The organism is Nocardia sp. NPDC056064, assembly GCF_042266925.1.
Taxonomy (GTDB): Bacteria; Actinomycetota; Actinomycetes; order Mycobacteriales; family Mycobacteriaceae; genus Nocardia.
This window is the reverse complement of record NZ_JBHJWO010000002.1, coordinates 464,714-484,742: the sequence shown is the minus strand read 5'-3', so window position 1 is coordinate 484,742 and position 20,029 is coordinate 464,714. Positions and strand designations below refer to the sequence as shown.

The following is a 20,029-nucleotide window of genomic DNA, read 5'->3' as shown; positions in this document are numbered from 1 at the left end:
GGTCGTGCCACGGCTCGCGTCCGGGTGGTTCGTCGCGCTGACCTGGGGGTTGACGCTGTCCACCGCGAACGCACAGCACTCCGTAACTGCGGGTGAGTTCTCGGTGATCAATCGGCAATTGCGGAGACACTGTGGGGCAATAACCGAAAATGAGGATATTTCCATGGTTGGAGGTGGTGGGTTGACCGAGATCGTGCCCGGTGCTGCGGAGGTCGCGCCGGCGGTGCCGTCGGCTGTCTATGTCTCGGTCCTGAGCCTGTCGCGCATCCTGCGCCGCGGCCTCGCGCCGCTCACCCCGGTGACCAGGGTGCTGGCCGACGCGGTCGGCGCGACCCTGGCCGCCCCGCTGGTGGCGACCGCGGCCGAGCCGCCGATGGACGCCGCCGCCCTCGACGGCTACGCGGTCAGCGGTCCCGGACCGTGGTGGACCGTGCGCCCCGAGCGCGTGCATCCGCGCATGGCCGCCCTCAACGACGGTGAGTCGGCGCGCATCGCGCACGGCACCCCGACGCCGATGGGCGCGACCGCCGTCATGCGCGCCGAGGACGTGATGTTCTCCCGGGTCTCGGGCCGCGTCGTGCTGATGCGCGCGCCGCACGCGCCCCTGCGCGACGACACCCGCGTGCGCGGCGAACAGTGGCACGCGGGCACGGTGCTCGCCGCCGCGGGCACGCGGGTCGGCCCCGCGGTCGTCTCGGTGGGGTCGAGCGCCGACATCGTCACCGCCACCGTGCGCGGGCCGGTCTCGGCCGACGTGCTGGTCACCGGCAGCCGGTTCGCCCCCGGCCCGCGCGGCGAGGACGCGGTGACCCCGGTCGTGGCCAGCTTCCTGGCCGCGGGCGACATCCGCTGCCGCAAGGTCTGGCAGATCGCCGACGGCGAACTGCTGCGCGCCTGGTTCGCCATGCCAGCGGGCGCCGAACTGGTGATCGTGGTGGGCGCGCTCGACGAGATGCGCTGTCTGCTCACCGAGGTCGGCGCCGAGATCGTGGTCGACGGCGTGATGATCCGGCCCGGCGGCGAGCAGCTGATCGCGCGGCTGCCCGACGGCCGCACCCTGATCGTGGTGCCCGCCAACCCCTTCGAGGCGATCACGGCGTTGATGGTCACCACCCGCTGCGTGGTCGACGCGCTGACCGACCGGGTGCCCGGCAAGATCCGCGGCAGGCTCGTCGACCGGTCCTCCCCGCCGGGCCAGACCACCGACATCGTCCCGGTGACCCAGGTCGAGGGCGGGGTGTGGCGGGCCACCGGCGCCGTCGGCATCCCGCACCTGGCCCACCTGGTCACCGCCCAGGCGCTGGCGCTGCTACCACCGGGAAGCGCGCGCGGCACACTGGCCGAGCTGATCCTGCTCCCGCGATGAGCGGCACCGAGACCGTGCGCACGGTCTGCTCCTACTGCGGCGTCGGCTGCGGCATCGCCCTCGAGGTCGGCACCGGCGCCGACGGCGCCAAGATCGTGCGCAAGGCGCCGGGCGACAAAGCGCACCCGGCCAACGGCGGACGGCTGTGCACCAAGGGCGGCAGCCACGCCGACCTGCTGAAGGCAGGCGAGGGCAGGCTCGGCACCGCCCTGGTCCGTGCCACCCGCGGCACCGAACCGATCGCCACCGCCGTGGACAAGGCCATCGCCGACACCGCCGCCCGGCTGCGCGCGATCATCGACGAGCACGGCCCCGACGCGGTGTCGTTCTACGTCTCCGGCCAGATGACCCTGGAAGCCCAGTATCTGGCGAACAAGCTGGCCAAGGGTTTCGTCGGCACCAACCAGATCGAGTCGAACTCGCGGCTGTGCATGGCCAGCGCGGGCAGCGGCTACAAGCTCTCCCTCGGCGCCGACGGCCCGCCCGGTTCCTACGAGGACTTCGATCACGCCGAGGTCTTCTTCGTCATCGGCGCGAATATGGCCGACTGCCACCCGATCCTGTTCCTGCGCATGATGGATCGGGTCAAGGCGGGCGCGAAGCTGATCGTGGTCGATCCGCGCCGCACCGCCACCGCCGAGAAGGCCGACCTCTACCTGCAGATCACCCCCGGCACCGATCTGGCTCTGCTCAACGGCCTGCTGCACCTGCTGGTGGAGGCCGGGCACGTCGACAGCGAGTTCGTCGCGGAGTTCACCGAGGGCTACGACGGCCTGCCGGAATTCCTCGCCGACTACGACCCCGCCACGGTCTCGGCGCTGACCGGCCTGGCCGTGGAGGATCTGCGCGCGGCCGCCGAGCTGATCGGCACGGCGAAGGAGTGGATGAGCTGCTGGACGATGGGCCTCAACCAGTCCACCCACGGCACCTGGAACACCAACGCCCTGGTCAACCTGCACCTGGCGACCGGGGCGATCTGCCGGCCGGGCAGCGGCCCGTTCTCGCTCACCGGCCAGCCCAATGCCATGGGCGGGCGCGAGATGGGGTACATGGGCCCGGGTCTGCCCGGCCAGCGCGCCGTGTTCTCCGATGCGGACCGGGCCTTCGTCGAGGACCGCTGGAACCTCGCGCCGGGCACCCTGCGCACCGAGGTCGGGACCGGCACCATCGACATGTTCGCGCGCATGGCCGAGGGACAGATCAAGGCCTGCTGGATCATCTGCACCAATCCCGTTGCCACAGTGGCCAATCGCAAGACCGTGCTGGCCGGGCTGGAGGCCGCGGAGCTGGTGATCACCCAGGACGTGTTCGCCGACACCGAGACCAATGCCTACGCCGACGTGATCCTGCCCGGCACGCTGTGGATCGAGCACGAGGGGGTGATGATCAACTCCGAACGCAATCTCACGCTGGTGCAGAAGGTCATCGACCCGCCCGGTGACGCCCTGCCGGATTGGCAGCTCATCGCCCGGATCGCCTGCGCCATGGGCTATGCCGACGCGTTCACCTACGACGACGCCGAGCAGATCTTCGAGGAGATCAAGGGCTTCTGGAACCCGCGCACCGGCTACGACCTGCGCGGCGCCACCTACGAACGGCTGCGCACGGAACCGCTGCAATGGCCGGTCGCCCCGGACGGCCCCGCCCGCAACCCGATCCGCTATCGCAACGACGGCATCAGCCAGGAGCTGCGCACCCGCGAGGACGGCACCACCCCGCGCCTGTGGTTCCCGACCGCCTCCGGCCGCGCGGTGTTCTTCGCCCGCCCGCACCTGGAACCGGCCGAACTCCCCGACGACGACTACCCGTTCCTGCTCAACACCGGTCGCGTGCAACACCAATGGCACACCCTCACCAAGACCGGCCGCATCGCGAAACTCAACAAACTCAACCCCGGCCCCTTCGCCGAGATCCATCCCGACGACGCCGCCCGGCTGTCGGTGGCCGAGGGCGACTGGCTCGAGATCGCCTCCCGGCGCGGCAGGGCGGTGCTGCCCGCCGTGGTCACCGACCGGGTGCGGGTCGGCGATGTGTTCGCGCCGTTCCACTGGAACGACCTGTTCGGCGAGTACAAGGCCGTCAACGCCGTCACCAACGACGCGATCGACCCCATCTCCCAGCAGCCGGAGTTCAAGGTGTGCGCGGTGCGGCTGGCCAAGGTGCCCGCGCCGATCGTCATCGAACCGCAGGAGCCGCGCGCGGCCGACCCTCAGCCGGTGGCCGATGCGCTGCCCCCGGCCGACATCGGCGGGTCGGCGCCCGCCCTGCGACCGGCGGTTCCCAGCCTGGTCTACACCGCCGCCGACCTGCTCGGCATCGGCAATCTGGCCACTCCGGAACTCTCGGCCACCGAACAGGGCTATCTGGCCGGATTCCTGGCTGGTGTGGCCCGGCACGAGACGGCGGTGGTCCCGGTACTGCCGCCCGGCAATCCGCTGCACCCGGCCAATGCGGCCTGGGTCGAGGGCATGCTCGCGGGTGTCTTCGGCGCTCACCAACCGATCCCGGAGCGTGCAGCCCCCGTGATCACCGCCCCGGCCACCACTGCACCGCCGGAGACCGCGGCCGCGCCCGCGGTCCGGCCCCTGTTCGTGCTGTGGGCCTCGCAGACCGGCAATGCCGAGGACTTCGTCACCGGCACGGCCGTCGCCGCGATCAGCGCGGGTGGCCGCGAACCCGTCGTCCGCACCATGGACGACATCACCGTCGCCGACATCCCCGCCGATGCCGACCTGGTGATCGTGTCGAGCACCTTCGGCGACGGCGACGCCCCCGACAACGGCGCGGCGTTCTGGAACTCGCTGACCGGCGCGGGCGAATCCGCCCTCGCCGGACGACGTTTCGCGGTCCTGGCCTTCGGCGACTCCAACTACGACGCCTTCTGCGGCCACGGCCGCCGCCTGGACGAACGTTTGGCCGAACTGGGTGCCGAGCGCATGGTGGCCCGCGTCGACTGCGAACCCGACTACGAGGACGCGGCACAGGGCTGGCTCACCCAGCTGCTGCCGGTCCTCGCCGCCGCACCGTCGGCCGGTGCCGCACCGGCACCCACGTCGGCCCCCGCGTCGGCGGCCCGGCCGGTGGTGGTCCTGTGGGCGTCGCAGACCGGCAATGCCGAGGACTTCGTCGCCGACACCGCGGTCCCGTCCATCACCGCCGCGGGCCACGCCCCGGTTGTGCACGCCATGGACAGCATCACCCTGCCTGACCTACCCGCGGGCGCCGACCTGGTGGTCGTGTCGAGCACCTTCGGCGACGGCGACGCCCCCGACAACGGCGCCGGATTCTGGCAGTCGCTCGACGGTGCGGGCGAATCCGCCCTCGCCGGAACACGTTTCGCTGTCCTGGCCTTCGGCGACTCCAACTACGACGCCTTCTGCGGCCACGGCCGCCGCCTGGACGAACGTTTGGCCGAACTGGGTGCCGAGCGCATGCTGGCCCGCGTCGACTGCGAACCGGACTACGAGGACGCGGCCGCGGCCTGGCTCACCGAGCTGCTGCCCGCCCTGACCGCCCCGGCGACCGGTCCGGCCGAGCAGCAGCCCGCCGCCGCACCAGGCGGGATCGCCGCCCCGCCCGCACCCGCCGGGACGGCGTTCGCCCCGGTCGCCGGAACCGCCGCCCCCGCACCGGGATCGGCGACCACCGCGGTCCGCGGCGACGCCCCCACCGGGCGGCTCGTCGGCAACCGGCTGCTGAGTCTGCCCGGCGCGCAGAAGGAAGTCCGCCAGTTCACCTACGACCTGTCCGGTTCGGACCTGACCTACGACGTCGGCGACGCGCTCGGTGTCCGCCCGGCCAATGATCTGGGCCTGGTCTGGGAGTTCCTCGCCGTCACCGGCATGGACCCGGCCACCACCGTGGAGGTGCCCAAAGCGGGTGCCATGCCGCTGTCGATCGCGCTCGAGGGCTATCTCGATCTGACCAGGACCACCACCGAACTGCTGCGTTTCGTCGCCGACCACACCGGTGACCGCACCGTGAAAACCCTGCTGCGCCCGGACAACAAGGGCGAGCTGGCCAAATGGCTGTGGGGGCGTCAGCCCGCCGATATCGCCGCCGAGTTCGCGCTCACCGCCCAAGCGCAGGAGTGGGTCGGGCTGTTCAAACGGCTTCAGCCCCGGCTGTATTCGATCTCGTCGAGTCCGCTGGTGGACGCGACACGGGTGTGCACCACCGTCTCGGTGATCCGCTACGAGAGCGTGACCGGGCGGGCGCGTGGCGGGCTGTGCTCGTCGTATCTGGCCGACGCCGAACTCGAGCAACCGCTGGTGCTGCACGTGCAGTCGGCGCCGCACTTCCGGCCGCCCGACGACCCCACCGTCCCGGCCGTCATGATCGGGCCCGGCACCGGCGTCGCACCGTTCGTCGGCTTCCTCGAACACCGCCGCGCCCGCGGCGACCAGGCCGCCAACTGGCTGTTCTTCGGCGAACAGCACGAGGCCACCGACTTCTACTACCGCGACGAACTCGAACAGCTCCAGCGCGACGGCGTGCTCTCACGACTGGATCTGGCCTTCTCACGGGACCAGCGCGCCAAGATCTACGTCCAGGACCGGATGCGTGAACACGGTGCGCAGCTGTGGAAGTGGATCGCCGACGGCGCGCACTTCTACGTCTGCGGAGACGCCTCCCGCATGGCCAAGGATGTCGATGCCGCCCTGCGCGAGATCGTCGCCCACCACGGGAACATGGCCGAGGACGACGCCGACGCCTACGTCAAGAAGCTCGCCACCGACAAACGCTACGTGCGCGACGTCTACTGAGACAGCGAAAGCCCGTGCCCCCGGCGGGGAGGGCACGGGCTTTCCGGCGGGGATCAGGCCGCCTCGACCACCTCGCGCTTGGGCGCGGTCTTGTAGTGGGTCATGTAGATCATCAGGCCGGTGAAGAACAGCCCGCCGACGATATTGCCGAGCACCGTCGGGAGCTCGTTCCAGACCAGGTAGTCGGCCCAGGTGAAGTCCGCGCCCAGCAGGATGCCGACCGGGAACAGGAACATGTTGACCACCGAGTGCTCGAAACCCATGGCGAAGAACAGCATGATCGGCAACCACATCACCGCGATCTTGCCCAGCACGTCCTTGGCCAGGAACGCGCCGACCACCCCGGTCGACACCATCCAGTTGCACAGCACACCCCGCACGAACACCGTGATCCAGCCCGCCACACCGTGATCGGCGTAGCCGAGCGTGCGGTCCGAACCGATGTGCGACAGCTTCTGCCCGTAGGCCGCGAAGGCGTTGGCGGCGTCGGTGATCGGGGTGTCGAAGCAGTAGGTGACATACACCGCGGTGAGCAGCGCGACGGTGAAGGCGCCCGCGAAGTTACCCAGGAACACCAGCCCCCAGTTGCGCGCGATGCCGCGCAGCGTCACGCCCGGCCGCTTGGCCAGATACGCCAGCGGGGTGAGCACGAAGACACCGGTCAGCAGGTCGTAGCCGAGCAGATACAGCAGGCAGAAGCCCACCGGGAACAACAGCGCGCCGATGATCGGCTGGCCGGTGTCCACGGTCATCTTCACCGCGAACGCGGCGGCCAGGGTCAGCAGCGCTCCGGCCATGTACGCGCGGATCACGGTGTCCCTGGTCGACATGAAGATCTTCGACTCACCCGCGTCGATCAGCGCGTGCGCCAGCTCCGACGGTTTCACATAGGTCAACGGTGCCTCCTACGACAGCGATCACCGTCGCGGTGACCGCTGAACAACGTAGGGAGCGGGTGTTTCGCCGGTGCGAACGACAAAGTTCGCCGGGTTAAGGACTGCTCGCCGCCCGGCCCGCGGGCACGGTGAGGTGCGCCCGGCTCACTTGCCGAAGCGGCGCTGCCGTCCGGCGTAGGAACGCAGCGCGCGCAGGAAATCGATCCGGCGGAAGGCGGGCCAGTAGCAGTCCAGCCACTGCATCTCGGCATAGGCCGACTGCCACAGCAGGAAACCGGACAGGCGCTGCTCGCCGGAAGTGCGGATGATGAAGTCGGTGTTCTCGCCGGCGGGGGAGTAGAGGTGGCGGGAGATGTCGTCGACGTCGAACTTGTCGATCAGATCGAGCGGGTCGCCGCCCGTGCCGATGTGCTGGCGGAACGCGCGCTTGACCGCGTCGACGATCTCGCGTCTGCCGCCGTAGCCGACCGCCACGTCGACCTTGGTGCCGCCGCGCCCGGTCGTCTCGGCGGCGGCTTCCTTGAGCACCCGCGCGGTGTCACCGGGGAGCAGATCCAGCGACCCGATCACCTGCACCTCCCACGGGCGGCCCGCCGCGGAGATGTCACGCACGGTCGCCTCGATGATCTCGATCAGCGGCCCGAGCTCCTCGGACGGCCTGCCGAGATTGTCGTCGGAGAGCATGAACAGGGTGACGTGCGCGATGTCGGCGGCGGTGCACCATTCCAGGAACTCCACGACCTTGGCGCCCCCGGCCTTGTAGCCCTCCCGCACGTCGTCGTGCCCGGCCTCGCGGGCCCAGCGCCGATTGCCGTCGAGCATGATCCCGATGTGCTGCGGCCGCGGGAGCCCGACCAGGGTCGTCGCGAGGCGACGCTCGTAGACCGTCTCCATCGGCTGACGCAAGAACAAGGGCAGAAGCTTCATTCAACTCTTCTTAATGTCGCGGTTTTCCTGACAGCACCTCGAATCGGGGCAGTATAGCGAGGAGCAGGCCGGGCGAAGAGTCGGGCCGCTTCAGGGCAGGACGTTGGGGATGAGGTGCGGCGCCTGCTGCGCGAGCGCGGTCCCGATCATGGCACCGGCGTAGTACCCGGCGTAGGTCCCCGCGACACCACCGACGATGCCGCCCGCCACCGCGCCGACGGGCACGGCCAAACCGCCGGTCGGCACGGCCAGCGGCGTGGCCAGCGCGGTGCCGCCGAGCACGCCGACGGTGGCGCCCGCGAGTCCGCCGATGACCTGGCCTGCGGTGGAGCCGAGGTAGGTGGCGTTCTCGATCGGGCTGGCGATCGGGGCGGCGGTGGCGATGGGATCAGCGGCCGGTGCGTGTGCGGCGGCGACCGGCTGGGCGTGTGGCCCGTCCGCCGGTTCGGCGTACGGCGCGACGACCGGCTGGGCGTGTGGTGCGATGCCCGGCTCGGCGACGGGCGCGGCGTCGCTCGCGAGCTGCGCGTCGGCGGTGAAGTCGTCAGTGGTGGAGATCAGCTGTGCCACACGGTGTTCGGTGGCGGCGTCGACCGGGACGGGCCGGGTGGAGGGGTGTGCCGCGACCCGATCCTGTTGCGCGGCACCGCCGTACTGCGGTACTGCCGCGTCGAACTGCTGGGCGTCGACCGAGGAGTGCGGCCCGGCGGCGTACCGCGACTCTTGCGCGGCCGTGATGTCCGGCAGGTCGGCGTCGGTGACCGTCTGCGCGGCCTGCGCCACTCCCGGACCGACGCCGAAGGCGATCGCCGCGGGCAGGGCCACCGCCGCGGGCAGCCCCCGCAGGGCCTTGCGCTGCTTGCTCACCGCGCGATGTCGTCCAGCCATGTCCAGTCCTTCCGCAGTCCGGTCTGTCGCCTGGCTCATCGCCACCCGATCGCCCGGCGCTACCCGGGTGTGATCTGTTTCGCCCCGGCGGTGATCGGCTATGACACTCCGCCGCTGTTCCATTCGTCCAAGCCCCGGCCTCACCACCGCTCCTAGCGTGGGCCTATGACGACCTCCACCGACACCGCCCTGCTGACAGTCCTCGACGACTGGCAGACCGCCATCGTCGCCAACGACGCCGACGCCATCGCCACCTTCATGACCGACGACTGGATCATCGTCTCCGAAACCGGCATCACCCCCGCCGCCCGCTTCCTCGACCTGGTCCGCTCCGGCGCCCTCACCCACTCCGCGATGCAACGCGTCGGCGAACCCCACATCCGCCACCACGGCGACACGGCCCTGCTGACCACCCGCGTCACCAACACCGCCCACTTCCAGGGCCGACGCTTCGACGCCGACGAATGGACCACCGACGTCTTCCTCCGCACCGGCGACCACTGGCGGTGCGCCCTCACCCACATCACCACCCGCAAACCGGACTGAACGGCTGCGCGGAAACTCCGCGTGACCGACGGAACATGGTGCGAGCACGAGGAATTGGGCGTCCAGTAGTACGCTCGGACTGCTCGTCCCGCACTCCGCGAGCCGAGCGGCACGGGGGTGTGTGATGGTCATGTCGGGGCGGAATCTCAGCGGACAGCCGGTGGACGGCGCGGAGCCGATCGGAAGCAGCCGCTTCGATGGTTGGCCCGTCTTCACCACGATCACGGCCCTGCTGGGGGTGATGACCCTGGTGGTCCTGACCGTCGCGGGCTGGGACACCGACGGCTACCGGCTGCTCATCCGCTCAACCGCCAGAACCTCCCTGGTCCTGTTCCTGTCCGCCTTCCTGGCCCTCGCGCTGCACACGCTGCGGCCCGCCGAGCCGACACGCTGGCTGGTGCGAAACCGTCGCTACCTGGGCCTGTCCTTCGCCATGTCACACGGCATCCACCTCGCCGCGATCATCGCCCTCGCCACCACCGACTCGCCCACCTTCTGGACCCTGGCCTCCGCCCTGTCGATCATCGTCGGCGGCCTGGGCTACCTCGCCATCGTGTTCCTCGTCGCGACATCGTTCGACCGGGTCACATCCTGGTTCCGCACGGACCGCTGGCACTCCGTCGTCGGCGCGGGCACCTGGCTCATCTGGTTCCTCTTCGTCTACATCAACGCCAGCCGCATCCCCGGAAACCCCTGGTACGCAATCCCTGTCGCGATCCTGGTCGGCGCCCTCGTGGTGCGTATCGCCGCACGGCGATCCTCCGGCGACGGGCCCAGCGTAGCCGTGTGAACGATCGCCGATCGGAAATCTAGCAGCGCTAGACATGATGACGAACGAGTGTTACCTTTGCTCTAGCTTCTAGCGACGCTAGAATTCGGAGAAGGGAAACCGAAATGCTCATCGTCACCGGCCAGATCGTCGCCGTCGCCGCTGTTCTCGCCAATGCCGTCGTCTACGGCACCGATGTCTGCGGGGCCGTGATCACCCGGTCCGTCTATCGCAAGCTCGACGACGCGACCGTCACCCTGAGTGCGGGGTGGGGGCACTACTACGGCGACAAGCGGATGCCGGTGGTCGGTGCGGGCGGCGTGGTCGCCGCGGTGCTCACCGTGGTGATCGCGCTGGTGGCCGGGCAGATCGGCGCGGCCGTGGCGGCGGGGATCGCGGTGGCGGCGCTGCTCACCTGGCTCGCTTTCTATGTGCGCGTGGCCAAGCCGATCAACACCCGGCAGACCGCCGCCGCGCAGAGCGGCATCATCCCACCGGATGCCCGTGCGCTGCAGGACAAGTGGGACAGCATCCTGAAATACCGCGTCGCCCTCCAGTTCATCGCCCTCGCTGGACTCTGCGTCGCGCTCATCCTGTTCTGATCCCCGCCCCGACATCTCTCCGAGGAGTACTCGACATGACCTTCACTGCCAAGGAGTAGCAGTTCCTCGCCGAGGCCGGAATCGGCCGCCTGGCCACGGTGTCGCCCGACGGGATCGTGCAGAACAACCCGACCAACTACCGGGTCAACGCCGACGGCACCGTCGACATCGGCGGCATGCGGATGCGCGCCAGCCTCAAGTTCCGCAATGTCGCAGCGGGCAGCCGCGTCTCGTTCGTCATCGACCAGCAGCTCTCCCTGGACCCCTACGTGATCCGCGGCATCGAGATCCGCGGCACCGCCGTAACCCTCGACGACGAAGAGCCCCCGTTCCCACCGCAGGAACGCACGATCATCCGCATCCACCCCGAACGCATCATCTCCTGGGGCATCGACGGCGGATCCTTCGACTTCACCGGCCGCGCCGCGGGGTAACCGCGCGATCGCCCCCATCGGAGCATAACGGCCGAGGGCGCCGGGCTCAGCCGGGGGCCCGGTGCGGTGTCGCCGCTCTCCGCAGGACTCCCGATGCGCGGCACATGTGGTCGCTGGTTGATTGCTGGTGACAGTTTCGGTCTCTGTTCGATGTCAGGTCGACCGCTCGCCCATGTCTGTGACTTACCGTCTACTTACCGGTTTCGGATGCGTTGATCAGCACGGATGCGGAAGGGGTCGGAGATGGACGAAGTGGGATCGTTTCATTCGCCAGGGAGATGCCAGCACGCCGTTCGGGTGCGGTCACGGCGGCCTCTGGGCGTGGTGGAGCTGGTGACCGGAGCGATGCTGCTCACCGCGGCCGGTGCCGGGATGCTCGGCCCGCTGACCGCCGCGATCCTGATCCAGCGCAGTGGCGCCACCGAGGACGGCACCGCCGTCGGTGCTTCGCTGACGCTGGCGATCCTCGCCGTGGCGGTGACCCTCGCTGTCGCCGCGGCACTGTTCGTCGTCGCGTGGCAGCGTAGTCGCGGCACGCCGAGCCCCGCGGACGCCGAGCTGTCGCCGCATGTATCCGCGGAGGAAGTCGCTGTCCCGCCCAGGAGTCCCCGTTCGGCCCTGCTGACGCGGGTGGGATACCCGGCGGGTGTGGCGAGGCCGGCCGTCGTGCGGGTATCGCGATGACCGATTCCCAACACGGGCGGCCAGTGCGGGACCGGGTCGCGACAGCGGCGGGGTTTGTCGGTGCCGCTCGGTAATCTGCCCGCGACGAGAGGACGTGCGGGCAGGCATGGGGGCCAAAGAGAATTGGATCGCGGTGCGGGGGAAGTCCGCAGAGATGGTCTTCGCGGAGATGGGACTGCGGCCCACCGGGGAACGCTCGGAGTTTCCGGACATCGGAACCTGCTCGGCGGCAATGCTGCCGGGTGGGTGGTTGCTCATCGCGCAGGGACACGACAGTCAGGAACTCTTGGCGGCAACCGATCTCCCGCGGCTCTCGCGCGGGTGTGACCTGGTCACGTGTTCGCTGCTCGAGAATGTCGCGTGGAGCAAAGCCACCGGATGGTCGGACGGCCGCCAGACCTGGTCGATCACCTACGATCCCGAGTCGACCGGCGCGATGGCCGAGGGCGAAGGCGACCTTCCCCCGGGCTTCCCGGCGATCTGCGAACGACTGTGGCCGACCGGAGACTTATGGCAGATCCCGGTGGACATGGCCGAGGAACTCACCGGCTATCTGTACTGCCGGATGGCGGAAACAGACAGAGACGAACCAGCTTTCGAAGGTCTCGTCTCCGACGGCACACCACCGGATTTCGGCGATGCCCTGGACGTGGTGGCAGCGGGGCTGGACGCGGCCGGGTTCGTTCGCGTCTCACCGCCGGACGGCGCCGGGCCGACCGATTTCGCCGCCGACACCGCGCTCCCCGGAGTGCGCGCGCGTACGTGGTCGCGGACCGGCCGTTCCACGACTACGGCCGGATACTGGTCGACGGTGATCTCGAACTAGTTGCTCCGGAGGTCGGACAGGTACTGGCCACCATGCCTGCCGAAGTGTGGGGCGGCTCCCCGGCGCCTGACGCACTCCAGGGCCGTCTCGACACCGTGCGCCTGGCGCTTTTCGCCACCACCACATGGGCCGATGGTGGCGGCTTCGAGCCCGCCGCCTTCGTCGCCACGGCAACCGGCGACCCGGCCGCGGAATGGCTACGCACCCGAGCGGACCCGGCCCGCCTCACCGCCCGAGCGCGCCACCGAGGCACCGCCGACCTCTTACACGCGGTCGTCGTGCTGGACCTGCTGAACGGCCGCACCGAGCAAGCGCGCGCGTCGATGCGCTGGTACCGATGGCGCGGATGGCTCCGCTTCGCCGACACCCGCGCCCAGATCAAAGCCTTCGACCGCGCCCTGCGACAACGCTTCCCCGACTACGCCGCCCGTCGGTGAGCTGCCGCCGAGGGACCGGCCCCGTCATTCGGGATCGGGTGTCCAGCCGAGCTGGTGGAGACGGTCCATCGCGGCGTCGAGCACGCCACGGCCGGGCGAACCCTCCCGCCACCACACCGACCACATGACGTCGATCGACAGCGAAATGGTCGTGTAGTGGCCTTCGTCGTCGGTGATGCCGGACACCAGCCCGTCCCGCACGGCGACGACCGAGATCGGCGTCCAGAATCCGGGGTCAGGTTTGCCGACCCATGCTCCTCCGTCTCGCCGTTGCACAGAAACGCGCAGGTCGCGGCAGTTGTTGTCGAAGTCGTCGACGATGAACGCATCGCCGGTCGGTGCCAAGGAGTCGGGCAGCCGGGCGAGCGTGTCGTAGACGTGGATCTCGCTCCAGCCGGACCATCGGCGCGTGGACCCCTCGTCGAATTCCGTCAGCTGATCGTCGACCATCGTCGTCATGGTCGACGCGTCGACGGTCTCGACGTCGATGACCACCGCGTCCGCGCAGATCGGCTCCGGTTCCCTGTCCGGTGTGTTCAGGTACCAGTAGTCGTTGTTCTCGGGTCTGCTGGTGATCCACGCGCCATCGTCATCGTGTGTCACGCACCGGAACATCCCGAACTCCAGCGGAAGGAACAGATCGCGCGACAACTCCAGGATCGCCGCCACCGCATGCCGCGCCGCGTCCCGCTCGCGATCCACCGGAAGGACATGCGGCGCGCGCGGCCACTCGAGCTCGCGATAGACCCGCGGCGGCCCGAAGGGCGATTTGTAGATGTGATGTCCGGAGTTGTCGACCTGCACCGGATCAGCCTGCTCCGCAAGCGGTTCCCGCGGCAATTGAGTTGTCGGGGCTACAACGAGAATCAGCTGTCCGGCAAGCCGGTTCTGCGGATCGCCGCCAGGGGATACGGGGTCTGTCTGCTCTCGAAACGGAACTCGCGGTAGTAGTCGGTCATCACCGCGGCGATCGGGGCGTGGCGGAGGAGGATCGCGGCGATCGGCGCCGGAATATCCGGCGGCGGTTCCCCTCGGGCGCAGGCGCGCACGAACGCGACGCGGTCGTCGCGCCCGTACCCGTACAGCGCGGTGGCGAGCCACTGGACCAGGTGGGTTCGGGTGTAGGCGTGGTCGTAGGACCGGTGTGCCGTGAAGAAGCCGGACTCCTCGGTCGACAGGTCGAACCCGGAGGAGATCGCGAGTCCGTTATCGGTGAAGAACAGCCGCTCACCGTCGGTGAGAATGTTCTGGAAGTGGGCGTCGAAATGCAGCAACCCGCGGGCGTTCATGAACGAGACTCCGGCCTGTAGCTCCCTTTCCACCATCGCGCACGCCCGCACGGCCGTCTCTCCACCGGCCTTCACCCGGGTGTCCAGCCAGTCGTGCAGGTTCTGCGGGATGTACTCGAGGAACAGAGCGATGCACGCCGAGGAGTCCCGGATCGCCTCGAGCCGGTGACGCACCGCTGCGCCGCCACCCCAATAGGCGACGACGTTGTCCACGTCGGCCAGTTCCTCGGGCAGCATCGGCCCGGCGTGCGGCAACATCCGCCAGTGATACATCAGGGGAAAGCCCGCATGATCCTGCGCGAGAAACCAATTCGTCGTCATGGTGTGCACGGCCAGTTCCCGCCACGCTCCCCACCCCGGGCTGCCGGGGACTCCGAGACCGAAGTGCAAGAAGCTAGGGAGGCCGAAGAGATTCGCGGTGGACCCGATGTTGTCCGGCTGCCGCTCCAGATCGGTCAGCGGCAGCCGTTTCACGAAGACCGGGGTTCGGTCGACCTCCAGCAGTTCCGAAGTCCCGCCGATCCCGGAACCCCATGGCGTCGCGGTCTCGAGCAGGTCGCCCAGCTCGCGGTCACTGCACCGCGCCAGTGCGGACGAGACGGCACTGTAGGTAGCCGAGCGCGCACCAGCCGACATGTCGAATCCCGGGTCCGCCGCCGTCAACTGTGCTCGTCCCACTCCAGACCCAGTCGAAATGCTTGGAGATCCGCGGTGGTGGGTGACATCCAAGCGCGGAAACGCAATTGACGGCCCGGATGGGTGACGCCCCCGGCGCGCACCGCCGCCTTCGTGTCGGCGGCGATCTCGAGCCCGGAGTTCCGGGCGTGGGGATACATCCGGGCGCGTAGTTCGCCCTCCTCCCGGATCTCCAGACGGTGTGCGGCGTAGGCGCAGAACCAGCCCCGCACGAGCCAGTCCGGGCGATCGGGGATGGTCAGCTGCCAAATGACATACGTCGCATGTGGATACAGGAGGGGGAGGTCCCAGTTCAAGGAGTCGAACAGGGCATCGAGATCCGACTCGAACCGAGCGAGGTCGGCCGTCGTCGGCTCCTTGGCGCCGATGACTCCGACGTCGTAGCGGCGCGACTCGTCCGGCCACGCCAGCCAGCGGCAGTACGGCTCCCACGTTCCACGCCAGGACGCCGTGTGGTCGGCTTCATCGCGGGCCGCCGTCGGCTCGATGGTCACCCGCACCGAGCTCGGGTCGAGCCTGCGATACAGGATGACGGTTCTCCCGTCGCGACGCCAGATGGCCCTGGCCTCCGGGCCACCCACCAGGTCCGGGGCTTCGAGTAGCTCGACGCAAGCGCTGAGAGCGCCGATGAACATCGAGTCCCGCTGCTCGTGCGGACAGGTGAAAGTCAGTTCCAGACTGCGGAATTCACCGAATCCGAACTTCTCGTCGGCGCTGTCAGCCCTGATCGCGGTGAGTCGCGCATCGGCGGCCTCCGCCAGGAGATCCCCGGAATCCGTGACGGTGGGCGACCCGACGGTGGTCATCGGCTTTTCCATGTCGGTCCGCGACCAACGGCCGAAGTCCGATCGGAGCAGCGCGGGAAGGATGTCGGCGAGCGATCCGAGGTCCGCGGGTCGGCCCCAATTGTCCGCCCACCACGTGGCGAGCTCTCGCTCAGCCGACTCGCGTTCTGCCCCAACCGGATTCACGAGATCACTCACAGGGCTGCAGCCTACCGGTCCCGATCAGACGACTTTCCGTGTCGACCGAGTTCGGTCAGCGTTCGGCTCGGGCGGGTCGATATGTGTTGCCGTACAACACATCTGCGAGTCCGCACCGGGCTGATTCGCCGAGAGGTGCGGGCCGGGTCCTGCGCGACTGTTAATCTCCGGTCGGCCCGCGATCGGCGGGAGTGTGTGTGAGGGGGATGCCCGATGCGGGCTGTGTACTGGCTGCTGGTTGGTGTAGCGATCGCGATCGGCGGCCTCGCGAACGGATTCGACAAACTGACCGAGACCACCGTGTCGTGCGGCCACGAGCAGATGAGCCGCGGCGACCGCTGCCAGGAGATCGGCTCCTCGGTGCAGGTGCGCAGCTACGCCGAGCAGCGATCGGCCAATCAGAACGAAGGTCTGGTCTCGCTGGTCGTCGGCTTCGTCGCGGCGGTGGGATGCCTGATCTTCCTGGTCATCGTGATCAGCCAGTACCTCGAGTCCCGTCGCAGGACCTGACGCGATCCGCTCGGCGAGGGACACCTGATCCGCGAGACAACCGTGGACGTGCCCCCACCTGCGGTGGGAAGCTCGAAGGAGTGGATCCCTAGACCCGAGGGAGCGTGCGACATGGTGGAGCGGACGAACGGGGCGCGGCGGCCGGAGAGCATCCGGAATGTGGCGCTGGTCGGTAGCAGCGGTGCGGGGAAGACGACGCTGGTGGAGGCGCTCGCGTTGGCGACCGGGACGGTGAACCGGGCCGGCCGGGTGGAGGACGGGACGTCGCTGTCGGATTACGACGAGGTCGAGCGGCGGCAGCACCGGTCCGTGCAGGTGTCGGTGGTTCCGGTGCTGTGGGGCGGGGTGAAGATCAATCTGATCGATACGCCGGGATGCCCGGACTTCGTCGGCGAACTGCGGGCCGGGTTGCGAGCGGCGGACGCGGCGCTGTTCCTGGTGTCGGCCGCCGACGGCGTCGAAGGCGTGGCGGGGGCGACGCGGGAACTGTGGGCCGAATGCGCGCGGGTGGGGATGCCGCGGGCGATCGTGATGACGCACCTGGACACGGCCCGGGCCGAGTACGCGGACCTGGTCCAGACCTGTCAGGCGCTGCTGACCGACTCGGCGGGCGACACCGTGCTGCCCCTGCACCTGCCGGTCTACGGACCGAAGAGCGCCGACGGGCACCGACCCGCGATCGGACTCCTGGAACTGCTCGAACGCCGGGTCGCCGACTATCGCGGCGGCACGCGGGAGCGCACCGAACCGTCCGCCGAACAGCTCACCGAAATCGACCCGGCTCGCGACCGGCTGATCGAGGCGATCATCGCCGAGAGCGAAGACGAAACGCTGATGGACCGGTACCTCGACGGCGAGTCCGTCGAACTCGACACCCTGGTCGGCGACCTGGAACGCGCCGTGGCGCGCGGCAGCTTCCACCCGGTGCTGTTCGCGGCCCCGGCGACCGAGGACACGGAACAGGGCCTCGGCACACTCGAACTGCTCGAACTGATCACCGGCGGGTTCCCGACCCCGGTCGAACACCCGCTCTCGGCCGTATCGGGCGGCAACGGCGCCCCGCCCACCGCACTGCGCTGCGATCCGGACGGCGAACTCGCCGCCGAGGTCATCCGGACCTCCTCCGACCAGTACGTGGGACGGATCTCGCTGGTGCGGGTCTTCTCCGGCACCCTGCACAGCGAGGACACCGTCCACGTCCGTGGACCCGGGCACGACGCCGACGACCGGGTCGGCGGCATCAGCGCGCCGTCGGGCAAACAGCAGCGGACCCTGGGCGAGGCCGTCGCCGGCGATATCGCGTTCGTGAGCAAGCTCGGCCACGCGGAAACCGGCGACACGCTCTCGGGCACGGGACAGACCCTGCTGATCGAACCGTGGCAACTGCCGGAACCGCTCCTGCCCGTGGCGATCCGGGCGCAGGGCAAAGCCGACGAGGACAAGCTCTCGCAGAGCCTGACCCGGCTCGTCGCCGAAGACCCGACACTGCGACTGGAGAACAACGAACACACCCACCAGCTGGTGCTGTGGTGTCTGGGGGAGGCGCACCGGGATGTCGCGCTGGAGCGGTTGCGCGGGCGGTTTGGGGTACGCGTGGACGTGGAACCGTTCCGGGTGGCCTTGCGCGAGACCCTGTCCGCGGCCGCCGAGGGCAACGGCAGGCTGGTGAAACAGTCCGGCGGGCACGGGCAGTACGCGGTGTGCCGGATCCGGATGGAACCGCTGCCGCAGGGGACGGGCTTCGAGTTCGTCGACCGGGTGGTCGGGGGTGTGGTGCCGCGCCAGTTCATCGGATCGGTCGAGAAAGGGGCGAAGGCGCAGGCCGCGCGCGGCGTCACGCCCGGCTGTCCGCTGGTGGATGTGCGGGTGACCCTGGTCGAGGGCAAAGCGCACTCGGTCGACTCCTCCGACGCCGCCTTCCAGACCGCGGGCGCCCTGGCCCTGCGCGACGCGGCCGAGACGGCGGGCACCCGGCTGCTCGAACCGGTCGCCGCGGTGCGCGTCGCCGTGCCCGACGACCACCTGGGCGCCGTCCTCGGCGACCTGTCCACCCGCCGCGGCCGCATCCTCGGCACCGAACCAGCCGAAACCGGCCGCACCCACATCCGCGCCGAGGTCCCCGAACTCGAACTGAGCGGGTATGTCATCGACCTGCGGTCCCTCACCCACGGATCGGGATCGTTCACCCGCACCTACCTGCGACACGAACCGATGCCAGTCGCCGCGGAACGGGCGCACCGGCAAGGTGCCGAGGCGCCCGTCTGACCGACCTCACCGACCACGCGGCAGGGTGGATCAGCCCAGGTCCGGGTGGCCGACCCACTCGACGATGCTCCAGCCCTTCTGTGGGCTGCCCTGGAGGACGACGCGGCCGCCGTTGCGCATCGGGTCGGTGCCGAGCTTGTTCTTGTCGGCGTTGCCTGCGTTCATCATCGACCAGAACATGATGGTGCCGCCGTGCGAGAAGATCACCGGGTTGGCGCAGCCTCGGCGCTGGACATCGAGTAGGGCCTGGTCGACGCGGCCGTCGAACTCGTTGCCGTCGATGGAGCCCGGAATCCGGGCGGTCAGGTCGCCGGAGAGCCACTTGACCGGCGCCTGCAGGTACCCCGACAGAGCCTCGGTCTCCGGGGTGCCTTCGTATTCGCCCGCCTCGATCTCCCGGAAACCCGGCTGAATGCCCAGGCTCAGACCCTGCTCGGCGACGGTCGGCGCCGCGGTCTGCTCGGTACGCACCATGGTGGACGCGAAAGCGCAGTCGTAGTCCTTGCCGGCCAGCTGAACGGCCAGATTGTCTGCCTGTGCCCGGCCGCGTGCGGTCAGGTCGGGTCCGGGCACCTTGGTGTCGATCAAGCCGGAGGTGTTACCGAGGGACTCGGCATGGCGGACCAGGGTGATGACCATGTCGCCGCTGCCGCCGGAGCTGCCGAAGTCGATATCGGCGGACGCGACGCCGGTGGTAGCGGTAGTGGCCGCAGCAGCCAGCACCGCAAGAGACAGTCGAAGAGATCGGATTCGCATGGGTGGGAGTGAAGCGGCTACTTCCCCGAGGCGAATACGGGACTTCCCGGTCAACGGGATCTTTCGCGCCCGGGAACGCGGCGGTGCCCGGTGTGCTCCGGGCGGCTCGAAGCCAGGAAACTGTGCGCGAGAGGGGACTTGAACCCCTACGTCCGTGGACACCAGAACCTAAATCTGGCGCGTCTGCCAATTTCGCCACTCGCGCTTGGATGTGTACGACCGTCCAAACTCTACCGGGCAAAACCGGCTACGCGAAGCGTCGCGGCGGCGTGGCGTACCGGTGGGTAACACTACCTGGGGTTATAACGATTCGGTAAACCTCAATGTGAGGGGCGCTCATGTTTCCGGATGGTGACGTGGGGTCTCACCTGCGGGTTCAAACATGAGGC

At 69.3% G+C, this 20,029-nt stretch carries 17 protein-coding genes, 1 tRNA gene and 1 pseudogene; 11 read left to right on the top strand and 8 right to left on the bottom strand.

Annotated elements, in window-relative coordinates; genetic code table 11:
* Positions 1–163 precede the first annotated feature (163 nt).
* Positions 164–1,366: a molybdopterin biosynthesis protein gene (locus ACFC06_RS26110; protein ID WP_375936992.1), complete on the top strand. Its 1,203-nt coding sequence runs from the start codon at positions 164–166 to the stop codon at positions 1,364–1,366.
* The gene (locus tag ACFC06_RS26105; protein WP_375936989.1) at positions 1,363–6,132 is read left to right on the top strand and encodes a molybdopterin-dependent oxidoreductase; all 4,770 of its coding nucleotides are present in this window, start codon (positions 1,363–1,365) and stop codon (positions 6,130–6,132) included. The genes ACFC06_RS26110 and ACFC06_RS26105 overlap by 4 nt, the downstream gene beginning before the upstream one ends.
* A gap of 53 nt (positions 6,133–6,185) precedes the next feature.
* On the opposite strand, the gene ACFC06_RS26100 is transcribed toward ACFC06_RS26105, so the two are convergent.
* The 3 genes from ACFC06_RS26100 to ACFC06_RS26090 form a co-directional block, all read right to left on the bottom strand.
* A complete protein-coding gene (locus tag ACFC06_RS26100; RefSeq protein ID WP_375936986.1) occupies positions 6,186–7,028 on the bottom strand; it encodes a formate/nitrite transporter family protein in 843 nt (280 codons plus the stop codon).
* A gap of 144 nt (positions 7,029–7,172) precedes the next feature.
* Positions 7,173–7,955, bottom strand: coding sequence for an isoprenyl transferase (locus ACFC06_RS26095; protein WP_375936983.1), 783 nt, complete (start codon positions 7,953–7,955; stop codon positions 7,173–7,175).
* A 90-nt stretch (positions 7,956–8,045) separates the two neighbouring features.
* Positions 8,046–8,843, bottom strand: a complete 798-nt coding sequence (locus ACFC06_RS26090) for a hypothetical protein (protein WP_375936980.1) — start codon at positions 8,841–8,843, stop codon at positions 8,046–8,048.
* 165 nt (positions 8,844–9,008) lie between these two features.
* Here ACFC06_RS26090 and ACFC06_RS26085 point away from each other — a divergent pair, with 165 nt between their 5' ends.
* The 7 genes and pseudogenes from ACFC06_RS26085 (at position 9,009) to ACFC06_RS26055 (ending at position 13,141) form a co-directional block, all read left to right on the top strand.
* Entirely contained in the window at positions 9,009–9,389 is a 381-nt protein-coding gene (locus ACFC06_RS26085; protein WP_375936977.1) for a nuclear transport factor 2 family protein, read from the top strand.
* Between the two features lie 130 nt (positions 9,390–9,519).
* Complete coding sequence (locus tag ACFC06_RS26080; RefSeq protein ID WP_375936974.1) at positions 9,520–10,179, top strand: hypothetical protein; 660 nt, start codon at positions 9,520–9,522, stop codon at positions 10,177–10,179.
* Between the two features lie 104 nt (positions 10,180–10,283).
* Positions 10,284–10,760: a DUF1772 domain-containing protein gene (locus ACFC06_RS26075; protein ID WP_375936971.1), complete on the top strand. Its 477-nt coding sequence runs from the start codon at positions 10,284–10,286 to the stop codon at positions 10,758–10,760.
* Positions 10,761–10,831: 71 nt separating this feature from the next.
* Positions 10,832–11,194: pseudogene (locus ACFC06_RS26070) on the top strand (PPOX class F420-dependent oxidoreductase); the annotation flags it as partial.
* A gap of 333 nt (positions 11,195–11,527) precedes the next feature.
* Positions 11,528–11,878 carry a hypothetical protein gene (locus ACFC06_RS26065; RefSeq protein ID WP_375936968.1) on the top strand — a complete coding sequence of 117 codons (351 nt, stop codon included), beginning with the start codon at positions 11,528–11,530 and terminating at the stop codon, positions 11,876–11,878.
* A 106-nt stretch (positions 11,879–11,984) separates the two neighbouring features.
* On the top strand, positions 11,985–12,704 hold the full coding sequence (locus ACFC06_RS26060; protein WP_375936965.1) for a hypothetical protein: 720 nt from the start codon (positions 11,985–11,987) through the stop codon (positions 12,702–12,704).
* Between the two features lie 32 nt (positions 12,705–12,736).
* Complete coding sequence (locus ACFC06_RS26055; RefSeq protein WP_375936962.1) at positions 12,737–13,141, top strand: hypothetical protein; 405 nt, start codon at positions 12,737–12,739, stop codon at positions 13,139–13,141.
* A 24-nt stretch (positions 13,142–13,165) separates the two neighbouring features.
* On the opposite strand, the gene ACFC06_RS26050 is transcribed toward ACFC06_RS26055, so the two are convergent.
* From ACFC06_RS26050 to ACFC06_RS26040, 3 genes are read right to left on the bottom strand one after another with little or no spacing between them, the layout of a single operon-like run.
* Entirely contained in the window at positions 13,166–13,981 is an 816-nt protein-coding gene (locus ACFC06_RS26050) for a hypothetical protein (protein WP_375936959.1), read from the bottom strand.
* Positions 13,982–14,007: 26 nt separating this feature from the next.
* On the bottom strand, positions 14,008–15,159 hold the full coding sequence (locus ACFC06_RS26045) for a protein kinase family protein (RefSeq protein ID WP_375936956.1): 1,152 nt from the start codon (positions 15,157–15,159) through the stop codon (positions 14,008–14,010).
* Complete coding sequence (locus ACFC06_RS26040) at positions 15,090–16,109, bottom strand: hypothetical protein (protein ID WP_375936953.1); 1,020 nt, start codon at positions 16,107–16,109, stop codon at positions 15,090–15,092. The genes ACFC06_RS26045 and ACFC06_RS26040 overlap by 70 nt, the downstream gene beginning before the upstream one ends.
* Before the next feature lie 213 nt (positions 16,110–16,322).
* Between ACFC06_RS26040 and ACFC06_RS26035 the strand changes: the two genes are divergently transcribed.
* Complete coding sequence (locus tag ACFC06_RS26035) at positions 16,323–16,619, top strand: hypothetical protein (protein ID WP_375936950.1); 297 nt, start codon at positions 16,323–16,325, stop codon at positions 16,617–16,619.
* A 111-nt stretch (positions 16,620–16,730) separates the two neighbouring features.
* Positions 16,731–18,884: an elongation factor G-like protein EF-G2 gene (locus tag ACFC06_RS26030; protein ID WP_375936948.1), complete on the top strand. Its 2,154-nt coding sequence runs from the start codon at positions 16,731–16,733 to the stop codon at positions 18,882–18,884.
* A 30-nt stretch (positions 18,885–18,914) separates the two neighbouring features.
* Here ACFC06_RS26030 and ACFC06_RS26025 read toward each other — a convergent pair whose 3' ends face one another.
* A complete protein-coding gene (locus ACFC06_RS26025; RefSeq protein WP_375936945.1) occupies positions 18,915–19,607 on the bottom strand; it encodes a histidine phosphatase family protein in 693 nt (230 codons plus the stop codon).
* Between the two features lie 156 nt (positions 19,608–19,763).
* A tRNA-Leu gene (locus ACFC06_RS26020) sits at positions 19,764–19,845 on the bottom strand.
* Positions 19,846–20,029 lie beyond the last annotated feature (184 nt).